This is a genomic window from Roseovarius sp. MMSF_3350, from assembly GCF_030733425.1.
In the GTDB taxonomy this organism is placed as follows: Bacteria; Pseudomonadota; Alphaproteobacteria; order Rhodobacterales; family Rhodobacteraceae; genus Roseovarius.
Window position 1 is genome coordinate 104,092 of sequence record NZ_JASHIZ010000008.1, and the last position, 15,704, is coordinate 119,795.

The 15,704-nt window shown below is 67.1% G+C and carries 17 protein-coding genes; 11 read left to right on the forward strand and 6 right to left on the reverse strand.

All coding sequences use genetic code 11. The features are described 5' to 3' along the window. Positions 1-75: 75 nt before the first annotated feature. Together irrA and RBB31_RS09685 are read left to right on the forward strand one after the other, a co-directional pair. Positions 76-516 (forward strand): iron response transcriptional regulator IrrA, encoded by a 441-nt coding sequence (irrA, locus tag RBB31_RS09680; RefSeq protein WP_306129083.1) that lies wholly within the window; start codon positions 76-78, stop codon positions 514-516. Positions 517-526: 10 nt separating this feature from the next. Then, a complete protein-coding gene (locus RBB31_RS09685; RefSeq protein WP_306129084.1) occupies positions 527-1,513 on the forward strand; it encodes an NADPH:quinone reductase in 987 nt (328 codons plus the stop codon). Positions 1,514-1,556: 43 nt separating this feature from the next. Here RBB31_RS09685 and RBB31_RS09690 read toward each other — a convergent pair whose 3' ends face one another. Further along, positions 1,557-2,207, reverse strand: a complete 651-nt coding sequence (locus RBB31_RS09690) for a hypothetical protein (protein WP_306129085.1) — start codon at positions 2,205-2,207, stop codon at positions 1,557-1,559. A gap of 233 nt (positions 2,208-2,440) precedes the next feature. Continuing rightward, positions 2,441-2,872, reverse strand: coding sequence for a peptidylprolyl isomerase (locus RBB31_RS09695; protein ID WP_222450797.1), 432 nt, complete (start codon positions 2,870-2,872; stop codon positions 2,441-2,443). A 166-nt stretch (positions 2,873-3,038) separates the two neighbouring features. On the opposite strand from RBB31_RS09695, the gene RBB31_RS09700 reads away from it, so the two are divergent. The 9 genes from RBB31_RS09700 (at position 3,039) to RBB31_RS09740 (ending at position 12,089) form a co-directional block, all read left to right on the forward strand. Then, positions 3,039-3,722, forward strand: a complete 684-nt coding sequence (locus tag RBB31_RS09700; protein ID WP_306129086.1) for a haloacid dehalogenase type II — start codon at positions 3,039-3,041, stop codon at positions 3,720-3,722. Then, positions 3,722-4,567 carry an alpha/beta fold hydrolase gene (locus RBB31_RS09705; protein ID WP_306129087.1) on the forward strand — a complete coding sequence of 282 codons (846 nt, stop codon included), beginning with the start codon at positions 3,722-3,724 and terminating at the stop codon, positions 4,565-4,567. Before RBB31_RS09700 ends, RBB31_RS09705 begins: the two co-directional genes overlap by 1 nt. Then, the gene (locus RBB31_RS09710; RefSeq protein WP_306129088.1) at positions 4,564-5,550 is read left to right on the forward strand and encodes a threonine/serine dehydratase; all 987 of its coding nucleotides are present in this window, start codon (positions 4,564-4,566) and stop codon (positions 5,548-5,550) included. The genes RBB31_RS09705 and RBB31_RS09710 overlap by 4 nt, the downstream gene beginning before the upstream one ends. Beyond that, positions 5,547-6,011 carry a macro domain-containing protein gene (locus RBB31_RS09715; RefSeq protein WP_306129089.1) on the forward strand — a complete coding sequence of 155 codons (465 nt, stop codon included), beginning with the start codon at positions 5,547-5,549 and terminating at the stop codon, positions 6,009-6,011. The genes RBB31_RS09710 and RBB31_RS09715 overlap by 4 nt, the downstream gene beginning before the upstream one ends. A 129-nt stretch (positions 6,012-6,140) precedes the next feature. Continuing rightward, positions 6,141-7,346 (forward strand): endonuclease/exonuclease/phosphatase family protein, encoded by a 1,206-nt coding sequence (locus RBB31_RS09720; RefSeq protein ID WP_306129090.1) that lies wholly within the window; start codon positions 6,141-6,143, stop codon positions 7,344-7,346. A gap of 8 nt (positions 7,347-7,354) precedes the next feature. Further along, positions 7,355-8,143, forward strand: coding sequence for a 3-oxoadipate enol-lactonase (pcaD, locus tag RBB31_RS09725; protein WP_306129091.1), 789 nt, complete (start codon positions 7,355-7,357; stop codon positions 8,141-8,143). A 79-nt stretch (positions 8,144-8,222) separates the two neighbouring features. Next, positions 8,223-9,461: a TCR/Tet family MFS transporter gene (locus RBB31_RS09730; RefSeq protein ID WP_306129092.1), complete on the forward strand. Its 1,239-nt coding sequence runs from the start codon at positions 8,223-8,225 to the stop codon at positions 9,459-9,461. A gap of 53 nt (positions 9,462-9,514) precedes the next feature. Further along, on the forward strand, positions 9,515-10,600 hold the full coding sequence (locus tag RBB31_RS09735) for a zinc-binding dehydrogenase (protein WP_306129093.1): 1,086 nt from the start codon (positions 9,515-9,517) through the stop codon (positions 10,598-10,600). A gap of 256 nt (positions 10,601-10,856) precedes the next feature. Next, on the forward strand, positions 10,857-12,089 hold the full coding sequence (locus RBB31_RS09740) for a mandelate racemase/muconate lactonizing enzyme family protein (protein ID WP_306129094.1): 1,233 nt from the start codon (positions 10,857-10,859) through the stop codon (positions 12,087-12,089). 78 nt (positions 12,090-12,167) lie between these two features. Here the strand turns inward: RBB31_RS09740 and RBB31_RS09745 are convergent, their stop codons facing one another. From RBB31_RS09745 to RBB31_RS09760, 4 genes are all read right to left on the reverse strand, one after another. Next, a complete protein-coding gene (locus RBB31_RS09745; protein WP_306129095.1) occupies positions 12,168-13,460 on the reverse strand; it encodes a S8 family serine peptidase in 1,293 nt (430 codons plus the stop codon). Position 13,461: 1 nt separating this feature from the next. After that, on the reverse strand, positions 13,462-14,088 hold the full coding sequence (locus RBB31_RS09750; protein ID WP_306129096.1) for a hypothetical protein: 627 nt from the start codon (positions 14,086-14,088) through the stop codon (positions 13,462-13,464). Further along, complete coding sequence (locus RBB31_RS09755; protein WP_306129097.1) at positions 14,085-14,636, reverse strand: RNA polymerase sigma factor; 552 nt, start codon at positions 14,634-14,636, stop codon at positions 14,085-14,087. Before RBB31_RS09755 ends, RBB31_RS09750 begins: the two co-directional genes overlap by 4 nt. 137 nt (positions 14,637-14,773) lie before the next feature. Then, positions 14,774-15,703 carry an AEC family transporter gene (locus RBB31_RS09760; RefSeq protein WP_306129098.1) on the reverse strand — a complete coding sequence of 310 codons (930 nt, stop codon included), beginning with the start codon at positions 15,701-15,703 and terminating at the stop codon, positions 14,774-14,776. Position 15,704 lies beyond the last annotated feature (1 nt).

Sequence of the window (15,704 nt, forward strand, 5' to 3'; positions counted from 1 at the left end):
TGCGCGCCACGGGCGAGTTTTTGTTTGAAATCCTCCCGGCCCGCCCCTTATATTAAAGCTGTTACAGGAGGTTGCATGACCAAAACCGAGGCAACGACAACCGAGGCCACCAACCGCGGAACCGAATGGCTGGCCGGCGCAGGCCTGCGCCCGACCCGTCAGCGTGTCGCGCTGGCGACTCTTCTGGTGGGCGACGGGCAGCACCGCCACGTCACCGCCGAAAGCCTCTTTGCCGCTGTCTGCGAAAACGGCGACAGCGTGTCGCTTGCCACCGTCTACAACACTCTACGCGCCTTCTGCGACGCGGGCCTTCTGCAAGAGGTCACGGTCGACGGCTCGAAAAGCTATTTCGACACCAACACCCACGACCACCCGCATTTCTTCTGGGAGGACGAGCAGCGCCTTTCCGACGCCCCCGCCGAGGAGCTTGAGATCGCTCGCCTGCCCGGCGCCCCCGCAGGCGCGGAAATCGCATCGGTCGACGTGGTGATCCGCCTGCGCCGCAAGTCCGGCTGACCCGGCCCCGATGCGCGCCGCCCATTACGAAACATTCGGACCCGCCGAAGATGTCCTCACCGTGGGCGAGGTCGACACCCCCACGCCCGGCCCGGGCGAGGTGCTCGTGCGGCTTACCCATTCCGGCGTCAACCCGTCCGACGCCAAGTCCCGCGCCGGCACCCGCCCCGGCGTGACCAAGCCCGATTTTCCCAGCATCATTCCCCATTCCGACGGCGCCGGCACGATCTTCGCCGTGGGCGAAGGCGTTGACGCCTCCCGCATGGATCAACACGTCTGGCTCTGGAACGCTCAGTGGCAACGCGCCCATGGCACCGCGGCCGAGATGATCGCCCTGCCCGCCGACCAGGCCGTGCCCCTGCCCCAGGGCGTCAGCCACGAGGTCGGCGCCACGCTCGGAATCCCAGGCCTGACCGCGTGCCAGACCGTCTTCGGCGGCGGCGAGGTGGCGGGGCAAACTTTGCTTATTTCCGGCGGCGCGGGCGCCGTCGGCCACATGGCGGTGCAGCTGGCCAAATGGGGCGGCGCCACCGTCATCACCACCGCCTCCGCCGACGCCGCCGATTACGTGGCCGACACCGGCGCCGATCACGTGCTCGACTACCGCGACGCGGATCTGACAGCGAAAATCAAGGACATTGCCCCGAATGGCATCGCCCGCGCCGTAGAGGTCGAATTCGGCACCAACGCCCCCCTTCTGGCCGAGGTGATGAAACCGATGGGCACCATCGCCACCTACGGCTCGGCCAAGGCCATGACGCCCGAACTGCCCTTTGGCGCGATGCTGTTCAAGGCGCTCAAGATCGACATCACCCTGATCTACATCCTGCCGCCGGCGGACCGCGCCGCGGCCATCGCGCGCCTGCACGCGGCCCTTTCCGAAGGCGCGCTGAAACCTGCGATCCACGCCTGCCTGCCGCTGACCGATTGCGTCACGGCGCACAACATGGTGCTCAGCCCCGGCCGCCGTGGCGCGGTCCTGCTGGAAACGGGCTGAGGCCGCCTGCCACCACGCAGGTCCGCGCCCTCTCGTATCGTCGTCACAGCCCGGCGAACTCCGCGCCGATCTCGGCATTTCCGTCCTTGCGCGCCAGTCGCTCCAGCATCGACGTGATCTTCTTCCTCAGCCGCCGCGACCGGATCTGTCGCGCCTCCAGCTTCCGGGGCACCAGCCGCACGCCTCCGTCCGCGGCATGCAGGTCGAACTCGCGCACCGCGGCGACGACGTGATTGGCCTGGTTCGTCGCACAGACCGCCACCAGCTTAAGGCAACGGTCCTCCAGGTTGCCGTCTTCGGCACTGTGCCCCGCACGACGCGCAACATCCCCGAAGGTACCGATATCCACGTATCCGCCCGAGGGAATCGGCCCCTGGCCCGTCACTTTCGTGGGCTGCTCCAGTTCTTCCTTCCGCAGCTCCTCGCGGTCGATAACACTGGAGACATTGATGTCGTCGCCCGTGCCCAGCGACGCGAGCACGTCCAGCAGATAGGCGGGCTGGGCGCCCATGTTCGACACCAGGCACCGAGCCTGCATGTCGGGGCCGCCGCCGCGGTTGATCAGGATGCTGGACCGCCGTTGCTGGATGTACCCGCTCAGGAAGATATGCAGATAGACCAGCCAGATGATCGCCGTCATCAGGCTGACCGCGATCTGCGCGATTTCCACGTTTTCCTTGATGAACTCCAACATTGCCCTCGCGCCCCTTGATCTTTCCGCCGGTTGCATGAGGTCCAACGCGGACCCTGCGCACGTGTTCCGGCCCGCCCATCACCCGCACGCCGTCGGACGATTGAGGCCCCACTCCGCGCAAGAAAAAACGCGCGCGACAGCCTTCCGTCACGCGCGTTTTGCGATGTCCCGCGCCCCGGTCTGACCCGGAATGCGCGCTGCGGGCGACAAGGCCGCCGCCCGCGCAGATCACATCAGCTGTCGATCCCGACCAGCTCGACGTCGAATGTCAGGTCCTTGCCCGCCAGCGGGTGGTTGGCGTCCAGTGTCACCTGCTCGTCGGTCACTTCGGCCACCATCACCTGAAGGGTCTGGCCCTGCGGCGTCTGCACCTGCAACTGCGTACCGATATCCAGCGGAATGTCGTCGGGAATGTCGGCGCGCGGCACAGCCTGCTTGGCGGCCGGGTCCAGCGGGCCATAGGCCTCGTCGGCGGGCACTTCGACGGTTTTCTTGTCGCCCACTTCCATACCCGGAATGGCCTTGTCGAGGCCGGGGATGATCTGACCGGAGCCCACCGTGAACTCCAGCGGGTCGCGCCCTTCGCTGCTGTCGAAGGTCGTGCCGTCGGCCAGCGTGCCCTTGTAATGTACTTTTACCGTATCGCCGGATTTCACCTGCGTCATGTGGTTTCCAATCTGTTTGGGGGATGGGTTTCCAAGGCCGCGCCTCGCGCGGGTGCTTGATGATCTGCCCAAGGCTAACCTGCCCGTGAAGCGATTGCAAACAGGGTTCCAACCCACCCCCAGACGTGCCACTCTGCGCCCGAAACACCGCATCTCCAAGGCCCCCATGCCCATCACCACCTGCATCTTCGACGCCTACGGCACGCTTTTCGACGTGGCCGCCGCCGCCCGCACCGCCGCCGACGAGCCGGGGCGCGAGGCGTTTCGCGCCCACTGGCCCGCCATCGCCGAACACTGGCGCCTGAAACAGCTGCAATACACCTGGCTGCGCGCCATCACCGGTGACCACACCGATTTCTGGACAGTCACGCAAGACGGCCTCGACTGGGCGCTCGAGGCCGAGGGGCTGTCGGGCGACGCCGACCTGCGCGAGCGCCTCCTGCAACTCTACTGGGAGCTTGAAGCCTACCCGGAAGTCCCCGCCATGCTCCACGCGCTCAAATCCAAGGGCATGAGCACCGCGATCCTGTCCAACGGCTCGCCCGACATGCTGGACGGCGCGGTGAAATCGGCGGGCATCGGCGATGTGCTCGATGACGTGCTCTCGGTCGAAAGCGTCGGCATCTTCAAACCCCACGCCAGCGTCTACGACCTCGTAGGCGACCGCTTCGGCTGCGCCCGGTCCGAGGTCCTTTTCGTCTCCTCCAACGGCTGGGACGCCGCGGCCGCGGCGGGCTACGGCTTCACCACCGCCTGGGTCAACCGCGCCGGCGCCCCGATGGACCGCCTGCCCGCCACCCCGGGCCACGTGCTGACAGACCTCACCGGCATCCCGGAGCTTGCCCGATAATGCCGCACTTCACCACCTCCGACGGCCTCTCGCTGCACTACACCGACAAGGGCCCGGAAAAGCAAACGGGCACGCCGATCCTCTGCCTCGCTGGTCTCACGCGCAACGTCACCGACTTCACCTACCTCGTGCCGCACCTGTCGGATCACCGCGTCATCCGCCTCGACTATCGCGGGCGCGGCCTGTCGGACCATGCCGAGGATTTCATGACCTACAACATCCTGCGTGAAGGCCAGGATGCCATCGAACTCCTCGACCACCTGGGCATCGAGCGGACAATCCTCATCGGCACCTCGCGCGGCGGCCTCATCGCCATGGCCCTCTCGCACAGCCATCCCGACCGCCTCGCCGGCGTAGTGCTGAACGATATCGGGCCGGAGGTGGCCCCAATCGGCATCGAACGCATCATGGATTACGTCGGCAAGACGCCGCCCTTCGACACCCTCGACGCCGCCGCCGACGCGCTGGCCGCAGGCCACGCACGGGATTTCCCCGACATCCCGCTCTCCCGCTGGCGCGAACAGGCCGAGTTCATGTGGCAGGACGCCCCCTCGGGCGGCATCACCCTGCGCTACGACCCCCGCCTGCGCGACGCGCTGGTGGGCCAGGCCGGCGCGGGCGAGGCCGTGGACCTCTGGGCGCTTTTCGACGGGCTGAAACCCATCCCAACCGCCTCGATCCGGGGCGAGAACTCCGACCTCTTCACCGCCGAGACGCAAGCCCAGATGCAAACCCGCCATCCCAACATGATCACCGCCGTCGTGCCCAACCGCGGCCACGTCCCATTCCTCGACGAGCCGCAATCGCTGGCCGCCATCCGCCAACTTCTGGAGGCCGCGGCATGACCGACATCACCCTCATCCGCGCCGCCGCCGAGCGCCTCAAGGGCCACGCCCGGCGCACGCCGCTGCTGTCCTCGCCCTTCCTTGATGAGATCGCAGGCCGCCGCATCCTCGTCAAACCCGAATGCCTGCAACACACCGGCAGCTTCAAGTATCGCGGCGGCCGCTCCGCCGTCTCCGCGCTCGACGCCGAAACCCGCGCCAAGGGCGTCATCGCCTTTTCCTCCGGCAACCACGCGCAAGGCGTGGCACTGGCCGCCCGCGAACTGGGCGCCCCCGCCGTCATCATCATGCCCGCCGACGCGCCCGCATTGAAGATCGCCAACACCCGCGCCCTCGGCGCCGAGGTCGTTCTCTACGACCGCGCCGCCGGCGAAAGCCGCGAGGAACTGGGCGAGTCACTCCAGGCCGAGCGCGACCTCACCCTGATCCGCCCCTATGACGAACCGCAGGTCATCGCGGGCCAGGGCACCTGTGGCTTGGAAATCGCGGAACAAGCGGCAGAGCTCGGCATCCATGAAGCCGAAATGCTGGTCTGCTGCGGCGGCGGCGGCTTCACCTCGGGCATCGCGCTGGCGCTCGAGGCCGACTCTCCCGGCTTCACCGTTCGCCCAGTGGAACCCGAAGGCTTCGACGACGTCACCCGCTCGCTCGCCTCGGGGCAGATCGAGACCAACGCAGCCCCCTCCGGCAATATCTGCGACGCCATCCTCACCCCCGCGCCGGGCAAAATCACCTTCCCTATCCTCAAGCGCCTCTGCGGCCCCGGCATCGCGGTCTCCGAGGATGACTGCCTGCGCACCATGGCCCACGCCTTCCAGCGCCTGAAACTGGTGGCCGAACCCGGCGGCGCCGCCGCGCTCGCGGCCGCGCTCTATCACGGCGACCGGCTAAACGCCGACACGGTCATCTGCACGATTTCCGGCGGCAACGTCGACGCGCCCATGTTCGCCCGCGCCCTCGAAACGCTTGGAGACACACCATGAAAAAAGTCGAAGGAGACCTGATCGCCCTGGCCAAATCCGGACAGTTCGACGTGCTCGTGCACGGCTGCAACTGCTTTCACGCCATGGGCGCCGGTATCGCCAGGATCATCGCCAAGGAATTTCCCGCCGCCGCGCAGGCCGACATGGAAACGCCCAAGGGCGACCGCGCCAAGCTGGGCACCATCTCTCATGCCACGGTCGAGTGCGACGGCCACAGCCTGACCATCGTCAACGCGTACACCCAGTTCGATCACAGCGGGCACGGGCAAAAGGTCAATTACGACGCGCTGCAATCGGCGTTCGAGGCCGTGGCCCGCGAGTTTCCCGACGCCCGCATCGGCTATCCCCTGATCGGCGCGGGCCTCGCGGGTGGCGACTGGGACGAGATCGCCCCGCGCATCGACACCGACCTCGACGGGATGGAACACGCCCTCGTGGTCCTGCCCGACGCGGGACGCTAGGCGCATGCCGCGCCCGTCGCGCCCCCGGAATTTGCGCAAATTCCGGGATAGAAAATGCGCATTTTCTATCCCGTTTTCCGCGCGGAAAACGCCCCCGACCCGCCCCGGCGCAACACCAGAAGGCCCGTCATGACCGACTTCACCATCGCCAGCTTCAACGCCAAGAACCTGATCGGCCCCGACCGGGAATACTACGAGTTCCAAAGCTACACGCCCGAGGAATACGCCTGGAAACTCGACTGGATGGCCGACCAGATCCTGACGCTCGACGCCGACGTGATCTGCTTTCAGGAAATCTTCGAGAAAGACGCCCTGCACGCCGTCATCGACGAGGCTTCCATCCGCGCCCGCGCGCTCAACGACGCGTCCATTCCCGACCGCTCCAAGCGCTATCACCGCAAGGCGATCTTCCGCAAACTGGCCGTCACCCCCTATGACAACGCCACGCTCGCCTTCGCCCCCAACGCCGCCGACACCGGCGCGCCGGGCAAACGCCGCCCCGGCGTCGCGATCCTGTCGCGGCTGGGCTTTGACGGCACGCCCGAAATCATCCAGGACCTCGAAGAGCCGCTCACCATCCCTTTCCAGCCCCTGCGCGGCATGGAGGGCGCGCAAGATGCCGGCCACTACGTGCTGCGCCGCCTCTCGCGCCCCGTCATCAAGGCCCGCATCCCCGTGGGCGGACAGGTCGTCACGGTCTTCAACTGCCACCTGAAATCCAAGCTGGGCGAATACATCACGCCCGAAGGCGCCGACTATGCCCCCGAAGAAAACCTGACCCGTTACGATCCCATCGGCCGCGCCATGGGGTCCCTGCGGGCCGCCCTGCGCCGCATGGCCGAGGCATGGGTGCTGCGCCGCGAAGTGGTGCGCGAGATCGAGGCCGGCCACCCGGTCATGGTGCTGGGCGATTTCAACGATGGCGAACACGCGGTGTCGTCCGAGATCATCACCGGCGAGGCGCCCTTCAGGAACTATTCCTGGATGCTGCGACACGACGCGCAGGACCGCTCCGACCGCTATTCCGAAGAGGAAAACCGCCAGATCACCGAGGATGTCGAGCGCGTGCGCCTCCACTCGGCGGAAAAGATGTTCGTGCGCAAATCCCTGCGCGACATGGTCTATACCTCCGCCTTCGGCGGCATCTTCGAGAGCATCGACCAGATCTTCATGTCCCGCCACTTCCACCCCGACAATCCCGACCGCGCGGGCGACATGACCTATTTCAGCGTCTTCAACGACCACATCACCGACGGCTCGCACCCCGAGGCACCGTACAACAAGCTCGCCTCCGACCACGGCCAGATCATGGCCCACCTGCGCATGAAAGGCTGAGCGCACTCATGCCCCACGCCACGCTGAACGGCATCGAAATCCACTACCTCGACGAAGGCGACCCCGATGGCGCGCCCCTCGTCTTCGCCAACTCGCTCGGCACCGACCTGCACCTGTGGGACGCGCTCCTGCCCCACCTGCCCGCCGGCTTGCGCCTCATCCGCTATGACAAGCGCGGCCACGGCCAGACCAGCGTGCCGCCCGCGCCCTACGCAATGGGCGCGCTCGTGCGCGACGCCGAAGCGCTGCTGGACCATCTGAACGTCCGTGACTGCGTCTTCGTCGGCCTGTCGATCGGCGGCCTGATCGCGCAAGGTCTGGCGGTCAAGCGCCTCGACCTCGTCCGGTGCATGGTCCTGTCCAATACAGCCGCCAGGATCGGCAACCAACAGATCTGGCAGGACCGTATCGACACCGTCCGCTCGGGCGGGATCGAGGCGCTGGCCGACGCCACCATGCAACGCTGGTTCTCCCGCGACTTCCTTGCCGGTCCGGACCTGCAAACCTGGCGCGATATGCTCACCAGCCAGCCGGCCGAAGGCTATATCGGCTGCTCCGCCGCGATCTCCGGCACCGATTTCTACACGCCCACCAGCGGCCTGCGCCTGCCCACCCTTGGCATCGCGGGGTCCGAGGACGGCGCCACCCCGCCCGATCTGATACGCGAAACGATGGATCTGATCCCAGGGTCCGAATTCCACCTGATGCGCCGCGCGGGCCACCTGCCCTGCGTCGAGGCGCCCGAGGCCTATGCCGCCCGCCTGGCGCAGTTCCTGTCGGATACGGGCCACATCTGAGCCGGGCACGCGCACCGCGCCCTTTCCGCCTTGCCCGGCCCCGGCTACAGTCGCCCCACAGATCCGGACCGGAGCCTCGATGTCGTCCCGCCTGCCCACCGCGTTCATCCTGATCACCGTCATGATCGACGCCATGGGCATCGGCATCATCATCCCGGTGATGCCCGAGCTCATCATGGATATCGACGGCGGCACGCTCGCCTCGGCGTCGCTCTGGGGCGGCGTGCTGACCTCGCTCTTTGCCGTCATGCAGTTCCTCTTCGGGCCGATGATCGGCAACCTGTCGGACCGTTTCGGACGTCGCCCGATCCTGCTGAGCTCGCTCCTGATCCTGGCGCTCGACTACCTGGTGATGGCCGTGGCCCACGCCATGTGGCTCCTGGTGCTGGGGCGGCTGGTGGGCGGCATCATGGCCGCCACGCAGTCAACGGCGGCTGCCTTCATGGCCGACACCTCGCCACCGGAAAAGCGCGGCGCGGGCTTCGGCCTCGTGTCGGCGGCCTTCGGCATGGGCTTCGTGCTCGGCCCCGTGATCGGCGGTTTCCTGGGCGATCTCGGGCCCCGCGCCCCTTTCCATGCCGCCGCAACCCTCGCCTTCGCCAACTTCCTCTTCGGCTGGGCGGTCCTGCCCGAGACCATCACGCCCGACCGCGCCCGTCCCTTCGTCTGGGCCCGCGCCAACCCGTTCGGCGCGTTGAGACAGATCCGCGCCCTGCCCGGCCTCGGGCGTCTGCTGGTCGTCCTGCTGCTCTATCAACTGGCATTCAACGTCTACCCCGCCGTCTGGTCCTACTTCACCACCGCCGCCTTCGGCTGGGACCCGTCGATGATCGGCCTCTCGCTCGGCATTTTCGGCATCTCGATCTTCGCCGTGCAGGCGGGGCTGATCGGCCTTGCCATCTCGCGGCTGGGCGAGGCCGGGACCGTGGTGCTGGCGCTCGGCTTCGCCATCCTCAGCTTCGCGGTGCTGGGCGTGATCTCCAATGGCTGGCTGGCGCTCGCCCTCACCCCCGTCTCGGCGCTGGCGGCGATGTGCGTGCCCGCGCTGCAAGCCATCATGTCCCGCCGCACGCCACACGATGCCCAAGGCGAGCTTCAGGGCATCTTCACCTCGGTGGGCGCACTGGCCATGATCATCTCGCCGCTGATGATGACCAACATCTTCGCCGCCTTCACCCACCCCGACGCCCCCCTCACCCTGCCCGGCGCGCCCTTCCTCGCCGCGCTCGTGCTGGTGGCCCTCGGCCTAGTGCTCTTTCTCACCCGCAAGCGCCACGCATCCGCCGATTACGTCGCGACAGGTCGCAATCGGCCTTGAAACCGCTTGGAAAAACCGATCAGGCTGGCGGTCAGCGAACTTCGGGAGGGATCATGAAAACCATCAAAGCCGCCGTGTGTCACGAATTCGGCAAACCCCTCGTGGTCGAGGACGTGCGCCTGCGCGCGCCCCAGTCGGGCGAAGTCGAGGTCGCGCTGGAAACTGTGGCGATCTGCCATTCCGACATCTCCTATGCCGATGGCGCCTGGGGCGGGTCCCTGCCTGCGGTCTACGGCCACGAGGCCGCGGGCCGCATCTCGGCCATGGGCGACGGCGTGACCGGCCTTGCCGTGGGCGACCCGGTGGTGGTGACCCTCATTCGCGCCTGCGGGCAATGCCCCAGCTGCGGCGCGGGCCGTCCCACGGGCTGCGAAACGCCGTTCGACGGCGACCACGGCGCGCTGAGCACGGCCGACGGCGGCAAACTGCACCAGGCCATGGCCTGCGGCGCCTTCGCCACGGACGTGGTCGTGCACCACTCCCAGGTCGTGAAGATCCCCGAGGGCATGGCCATGGACGCGGCCGCGCTCCTGGCCTGCGGCGTGGTCACCGGCGTCGGCGCGGTGGTCAACGCGGCCCAGCTGCGCGCCGGTCAGGACGTGGTCGTGATCGGCGCGGGCGGCGTCGGCCTCAACGCCATTCAGGGCGCCCGCATCGCCGGCGCCCGCCGCATCGTCGCCGTCGACATGACCGAGGACAAGCTGGCCGACGCCAAGGCCTTCGGCGCCACCGACGGCGTGCTGGCCAGCCAGGACAAACCCTGGCGCGCCGCGAAACAGGCCATGGGCCGCGGCGCCGACGCCGTGCTGGTCACCGTGGGCGCCGCCCGCGCCTATGACGAGGCCCCCCGCTACATCGCGGGCGGCGGCAAGGTCATCATGGTCGGCATGCCCGCCTCGGGCGCGGAATCGACATACGAGGCCGCCAACTTCGCCGCCGCCGGGCAGAGCATGGTCGGCTCGAAAATGGGCGACGTGGTGATCCGCCGCGACATTCCCTGGATGATCGACCTCTACGGCCAGGGCCGGTTGAAACTGGACGAGCTGATCTCCAACCGCTGGACCCTCGACCAGATCAACGACGCCATCGCGGACACCAAGACCGGCAACGCCCGGCGCAACGTCATAATGCTGCGCTAGGCCGCCGCCGGAGGCGGCATTTTCTGCGCAGAAAATGCCCCGGAAAATGCGCATTTGCCGGTCCCCGCCGTGCGGCCTGTTGAAACATGGGGCCGCGAGGCGCGCACCGTCGCGATACCACCCGGATACCGACGTGATACCGACACGGATTTCTGGCTTTCGCCGCCGTTAACCCTTTGCCCCGAATCGCACCGATTTCCGGCTTGCCCCGTCGCGCCTCTCGGGCCACCGTGACACCGAAAGCAGGGAGAGCTTCATGAAACTCAAGGACCTCGACATCCTCGTCACCGCGCCCCCCGCCCCGGGCTGGGGCGGGCAGTACTGGATCCTGGTGAAACTGACCACGGATAACGGCATCACGGGCTGGGGCGAATGCTATGCCAGCAGCGTCGGCCCCGACGCCATGACCGCCGTCATCAGCGATGTCTTCTCTCGCCACATGCAGGGCGAAAACCCTGAAAACATTGAATTCATGTTCCGCCGCGCCTATTCCTCGGGCTTCACCCAGCGCCCCGATCTGACCGTGATGGGGGCATTTTCCGGGCTGGAAATCGCCTGCTGGGACATCCTCGGCAAGGCCCGCGAGCGCCCGGTCTGGGCCCTGCTCGGCGGGCGCATGAACGACCGCATCCGCGCCTACACTTATCTCTACCCCCTGCCGCAGCACGCAATCGCCGAGTTCTGGACCTCGCCCGAGATGGCTGCCGCCTCCGCGCTCGACCTGCTAAGCCGTGGATATACCGCGGTAAAGTTCGATCCCGCCGGGCCCTACACTATGCGCGGAGGCCACATGCCGGCCGGCACCGACATCTCGCTCTCGGCCGCCTTCTGCAAGGCCGTCCGAGAGGCCGTGGGCGACCGTGCCGACCTACTCTTCGGCACGCATGGCCAGTTCACCACGGCGGGCGCCATCCGTCTCGCCAAGGCGATCGAGCCCTACGATCCGCTCTGGTACGAAGAGCCGGTACCCCCTGATAACGTTGCGGAAATGGCCAAGGTCGCCGCCGCCACCCGGGTCCCCGTCGCCACCGGCGAGCGCCTGACCACCAAGGCCGAATTCGCGCCTGTCCTCCGCTCCGGCGCGGCGTCGATCCTGCAACCGGCCCTGGGTCGCGCGGGCGGCATCTGGGAGGTCAAGAAGATCGCCGCCATGGCCGAGGTCTACAACGCGCAAATGGCCCCGCACCTTTATGCCGGGCCGGTGGAATGGGCGGCGAACATCCACCTCGCGGCCTCCATCCCCAATATCCTGATGGCCGAAACTATCGAGACGGAGTTCCATAACAAGCTGATAAAGAACACCATTCAGATCGAGGACGGCTTCATCATCCCGCCCGAAACCCCCGGCCTGGGGATCGAGGTGGACGAGGATCTGGCCCGCGCGCACCCCTTCACCGGCGACGGTCTGCACCTGCAAATGCAGGACGCGCCCTGCGATTACGTGAATGGCAATTCTTTCGCCGGCGGCGCGCCGGTCAAGACCGGCTGAACCCCGGTCGCGGCGCAATGCGCCGACGCCTTAAGACATGCTTAACCGCTTCATGGTCTGATCTCGGAGAACAAACGCTCAGCAGCCACCCGACTGCACCAGGCCGTAGCCGTAATGCGTGTCACGCCCGCCGGGCCCCAGGTCCTTGGCCGAACTGCGCAGGAACGCCCGCGCGCCATCGAGCGATAGCCCCCCGCGCGACGCCCGCCGCGCCAGGATCGCGGTCACCACCGGCGCGGCAAAGGATGTGCCCGAACGATAGCTGCCCCCGTTGCCCCAGGCCACGTAAAGGTCCACGCCGGGGGCCGCGAACTCGATGTGATTGCCGTAATTGGCCCGACCGTACAGCCGCCCGCCGGCATCCACCGCCGTCACTGCGATGGTGCTGGGCGACGCGGCGGGATAGACCGGTGCCCCGGAGCGGTCATTGCCCGCCGCGGCCACGATCACCACGCCCTTGTTCTGCGCCAGCGCCAGCAGCTTGGCGAACACCTGGTTGCTGGCCCCGGCAAAGGACATGTTGACCAACCGCACGCCACTGCCGACCACCCAGTCCAGCCCGGCCGCCACGGCCTCCAACCGCCCGCCATCGCTGCTTTTTTCAAGGCCGAACGCCTCGGCGGCATAGACCTGCACCCCCGGCGCCAGGCCCGCCAGGGGCCCCGCCCCGCTGGACCCCGCGATCAGGCCCGAAACGGCGGTGCCATGGCTGGCCCCGGTGCGGCGCGCGCCCTCGCGCAGAAAGCTCTGCCGCACGATCCGGACCCCGCCAAAGGCCGGGTGGCCCGTATTGACCGCACCGTCGATCACGCCCACGCGGATGCTGCGCCCGACGCGGCAACTCTGGCCCGGCGCGTCGCCAACCATAAGGGCGTGGTAAACCCGCGGACCCGCCGAGCGGAAATAGATCTTGTGCAAATCCAGCACCGCCGACTGTGTCCGCCCTGCCAGCAGCGCCCGACCCTGTTCCAGCGTCAAGGTGCGCGGAAAGGCGAAGAAATACATCTGCTGCCCGAATTGCGGCAGCGGCCGTTCCCGCAACAGAGTGGCGCCCGCGGTGACCAGCGCCTGCACCGCGCCCGCCGCCTGCCCCCGGTTGACCAGCAGCACGTATTCCGGCGAGCCATCGGTGGCCTGCACCTCATCCCGTGCCGCCCGTCGCAGCCCACCGGTCGGTTTCTTGCGCGGGTTGTTGCCCGCGTCCCCGCCCCGGCCGCCGGTGCCCTGCTGCACTTGGAAAAGGCCGGGAACACCGCACGCCCCGGCGCACGCAGGCTCGGCCACCGCCACCGCCGCGCGCGCGCCCTGCGGCATCAAGGCCAACACCAGACACAGCGTTGCAACGGCAGTCAGGAAGCGAAGGAAATTCATGTCATTCAGCGCTTTCAACAATATCGTCCCGCGCCATCAATGCCGTCACGGCCTCGGCGCGCGCCGCGTCATCAGGGGCAGCCAGCGTGTAAAGCCCGATCGCCGACGGCCCGTCCACGATCACCAGCCCCTGCTCCAGCAGCAGCGCCCGGATCTCCGCCTCCGCGGCATCCTCGGCAAAGGCCACGCGGATCGTGAACTCCGCGCTCGCCGCCGGGCTTTCACCACCGGCCAGTTCAAAATCTGTACCGCCATCATACCCGATATACGCGGTTTGCGCCACAACCAGACCGAATAACACAACCGCCGCGATCTTCCAGAAGCTGCCGGGCGCCGTCGGCAGGTTCGCCGCCTCCGGCAGACCGGCCTGCGGCACCACCGGGCTTACCGCCTCGGCGTCGATCTCGCGCATCAGCCGGGCCAGGCCCATCTCGCCAGGCGATTGCACCTCTTTGGCCTGCATCTCGCTGCGCATGGCCTTCAGCGCTTCCAGCTCTCCGGCCAGTTGCGGGTCGGCGGCCACGGCGGCCTCGACGGCGGCGCGTTCCTCGCCTTCCAACGTGTCATTGGCCAGAAAAACCAGCAGGGCCTCGATCTCGTCGCGAGACAAATCCATTCTGTCGGTCATGACCGCACCTCCATCCGCCCCGAAAGGCAATGCAGCAGCAGTTTCTTGGCGTGAAAGACCCGTGTCTTGATCGTGCCTTCGGGCACCTCGGCCACGGTGGCGATCTCGCCGTAGCTCATGTCCTGGTAGAAGGCCAGTTCCACCGCCGCCCGGTGCTGCGGCTTGAGCTGATCCATGCAGTAACGCAGATGCTCCGCCTCCTGCGCAGAGGCCAGGCAGGCTGCCGCGTCGGGGCTGTCATCGACCCGCTCGTCGACCTCGTCGGTCAGGTCGACCCGTTTGTGTTTGCGAAAATGATCCATCGTTTTCCTGTAGGCTATGCCGAATACCCATGTTTTCACCGTCGACCGACCCTCAAAGCGCCCTGCCGAGCGCCAGATGTCCATGAAGACGTCATGCTGTATGTCGGCCGCCTCATGCGGATCGTTCATTTTCGATACGATGAACCGGAAAACCGGCTTTTCCAGCTCCTTGTAGAAGGCGGCAAAGGCGGTCCGGTCGCCATCGGCCATGCGCTTCAGAAGATCTGCCAGGTCCTTGTTCTGCATGCTGCACCGTCGCTTGCCCCTGCGCGCCATCGCAGGCGCCACCCGCCACAGGATGCAATGGGATCGCCCGCGCGGTCAAAGCCTAACATGCAAACTGCGTCCTGCCGGGGTCCGTCACACGCGACCAAAACGCGAATTCAGGGCAATTGACCCAGCCAAAGCCAGATCGTCAGCCCGGACAGGGCCGTCGCCACCAGCACTGTCGTCGCCGCCACCCGCATTGCCCGGCCATACATGCTGGCAAAGATATAGGCATTGATCCCCGGCGCCATCGCCGCCGTCAGCACCGCCGAGCGTGTCGCCTCGACCGGCAGGGCAAAGGCAAGGCCCAGACCCCGCGTGATCAGCGGATGTACCACCAGACCGATCAGGCACAGGTACAGCACCAGCCGCAGATCGCCTTCGGGCCGGTAGCTGGCCAGAACCCCGCCCAATCCGAAGAGCGCCGCGGGAAGGGCCGAGCGCACCAGCAAATCCAGCGCATCGTTCACCGTTCCAGGCAAAGGCAGACCGCTCAGGTTGACGACAAAGCCCAGCAGGATGCCGAGGATCAGCGTATTGGAAAACATCGCCTTCGCCACCCGCATCGCAAAGCCCGCACCGGCCTGTCCCTTGGCGCGGACGATCTCCATCGTCGTGATCCCGACGCCATAGCAGAAGGGCGAGTGCATCGCGATGATCGCATAGTTCGCCTCCAGCGCGTCGGGGCCGTAGGCGCGTTCGGTCAGCGGCAGCCCCAGCAGGAGCGAGTTCGAGAACAGGCAGCAAAAGCCGATGGCGACGCAATCCTCCCACGGGCGCCCGAACAGGAACCGGCCGCCAAGCATTCCCAGCGCGAACCCGGACAATGCCCCGGCATAGAAACTCAGCAGCACCCGCCAGTTGAAATGCTGTCCGAGATCAAGCCGCGCGATAGCCACGAACAGCAGGCAGGGGATCGCAAAGCTCTGGGTGAACTTCATCAGCCCGTCGACGCCGCTCTGGCTGAACCAGCCGCGCCAGACCGCCACGTAGCCGAACCCGATGACCATGAAGACCGGCAGGATGACGTCCAGCAGGGCCTGCAAC

What these genes read in the sequence shown, in the direction of transcription:
- RBB31_RS09735 (WP_306129093.1), top strand. Translation starts at nt 9,515, where the DNA reads ATGAAAACCATCAAAGCCGCCGTGTGTCACGAATTCGGCAAACCCCTC.
- RBB31_RS09695 (WP_222450797.1), bottom strand. Translation starts at nt 2,872, where the DNA reads ATGACGCAGGTGAAATCCGGCGATACGGTAAAAGTACATTACAAGGGC.
- RBB31_RS09740 (WP_306129094.1), top strand. Translation starts at nt 10,857, where the DNA reads ATGAAACTCAAGGACCTCGACATCCTCGTCACCGCGCCCCCCGCCCCG.
- RBB31_RS09745 (WP_306129095.1), bottom strand. Translation starts at nt 13,460, where the DNA reads ATGAATTTCCTTCGCTTCCTGACTGCCGTTGCAACGCTGTGTCTGGTG.
- RBB31_RS09720 (WP_306129090.1), top strand. Translation starts at nt 6,141, where the DNA reads ATGACCGACTTCACCATCGCCAGCTTCAACGCCAAGAACCTGATCGGC.
- RBB31_RS09700 (WP_306129086.1), top strand. Translation starts at nt 3,039, where the DNA reads ATGCCCATCACCACCTGCATCTTCGACGCCTACGGCACGCTTTTCGAC.
- RBB31_RS09755 (WP_306129097.1), bottom strand. Translation starts at nt 14,636, where the DNA reads ATGCAGAACAAGGACCTGGCAGATCTTCTGAAGCGCATGGCCGATGGC.
- RBB31_RS09750 (WP_306129096.1), bottom strand. Translation starts at nt 14,088, where the DNA reads ATGACCGACAGAATGGATTTGTCTCGCGACGAGATCGAGGCCCTGCTG.
- RBB31_RS09685 (WP_306129084.1), top strand. Translation starts at nt 527, where the DNA reads ATGCGCGCCGCCCATTACGAAACATTCGGACCCGCCGAAGATGTCCTC.
- RBB31_RS09705 (WP_306129087.1), top strand. Translation starts at nt 3,722, where the DNA reads ATGCCGCACTTCACCACCTCCGACGGCCTCTCGCTGCACTACACCGAC.
- RBB31_RS09690 (WP_306129085.1), bottom strand. Translation starts at nt 2,207, where the DNA reads ATGTTGGAGTTCATCAAGGAAAACGTGGAAATCGCGCAGATCGCGGTC.
- RBB31_RS09730 (WP_306129092.1), top strand. Translation starts at nt 8,223, where the DNA reads ATGTCGTCCCGCCTGCCCACCGCGTTCATCCTGATCACCGTCATGATC.
- RBB31_RS09715 (WP_306129089.1), top strand. Translation starts at nt 5,547, where the DNA reads ATGAAAAAAGTCGAAGGAGACCTGATCGCCCTGGCCAAATCCGGACAG.
- RBB31_RS09710 (WP_306129088.1), top strand. Translation starts at nt 4,564, where the DNA reads ATGACCGACATCACCCTCATCCGCGCCGCCGCCGAGCGCCTCAAGGGC.
- irrA (WP_306129083.1), top strand. Translation starts at nt 76, where the DNA reads ATGACCAAAACCGAGGCAACGACAACCGAGGCCACCAACCGCGGAACC.
- pcaD (WP_306129091.1), top strand. Translation starts at nt 7,355, where the DNA reads ATGCCCCACGCCACGCTGAACGGCATCGAAATCCACTACCTCGACGAA.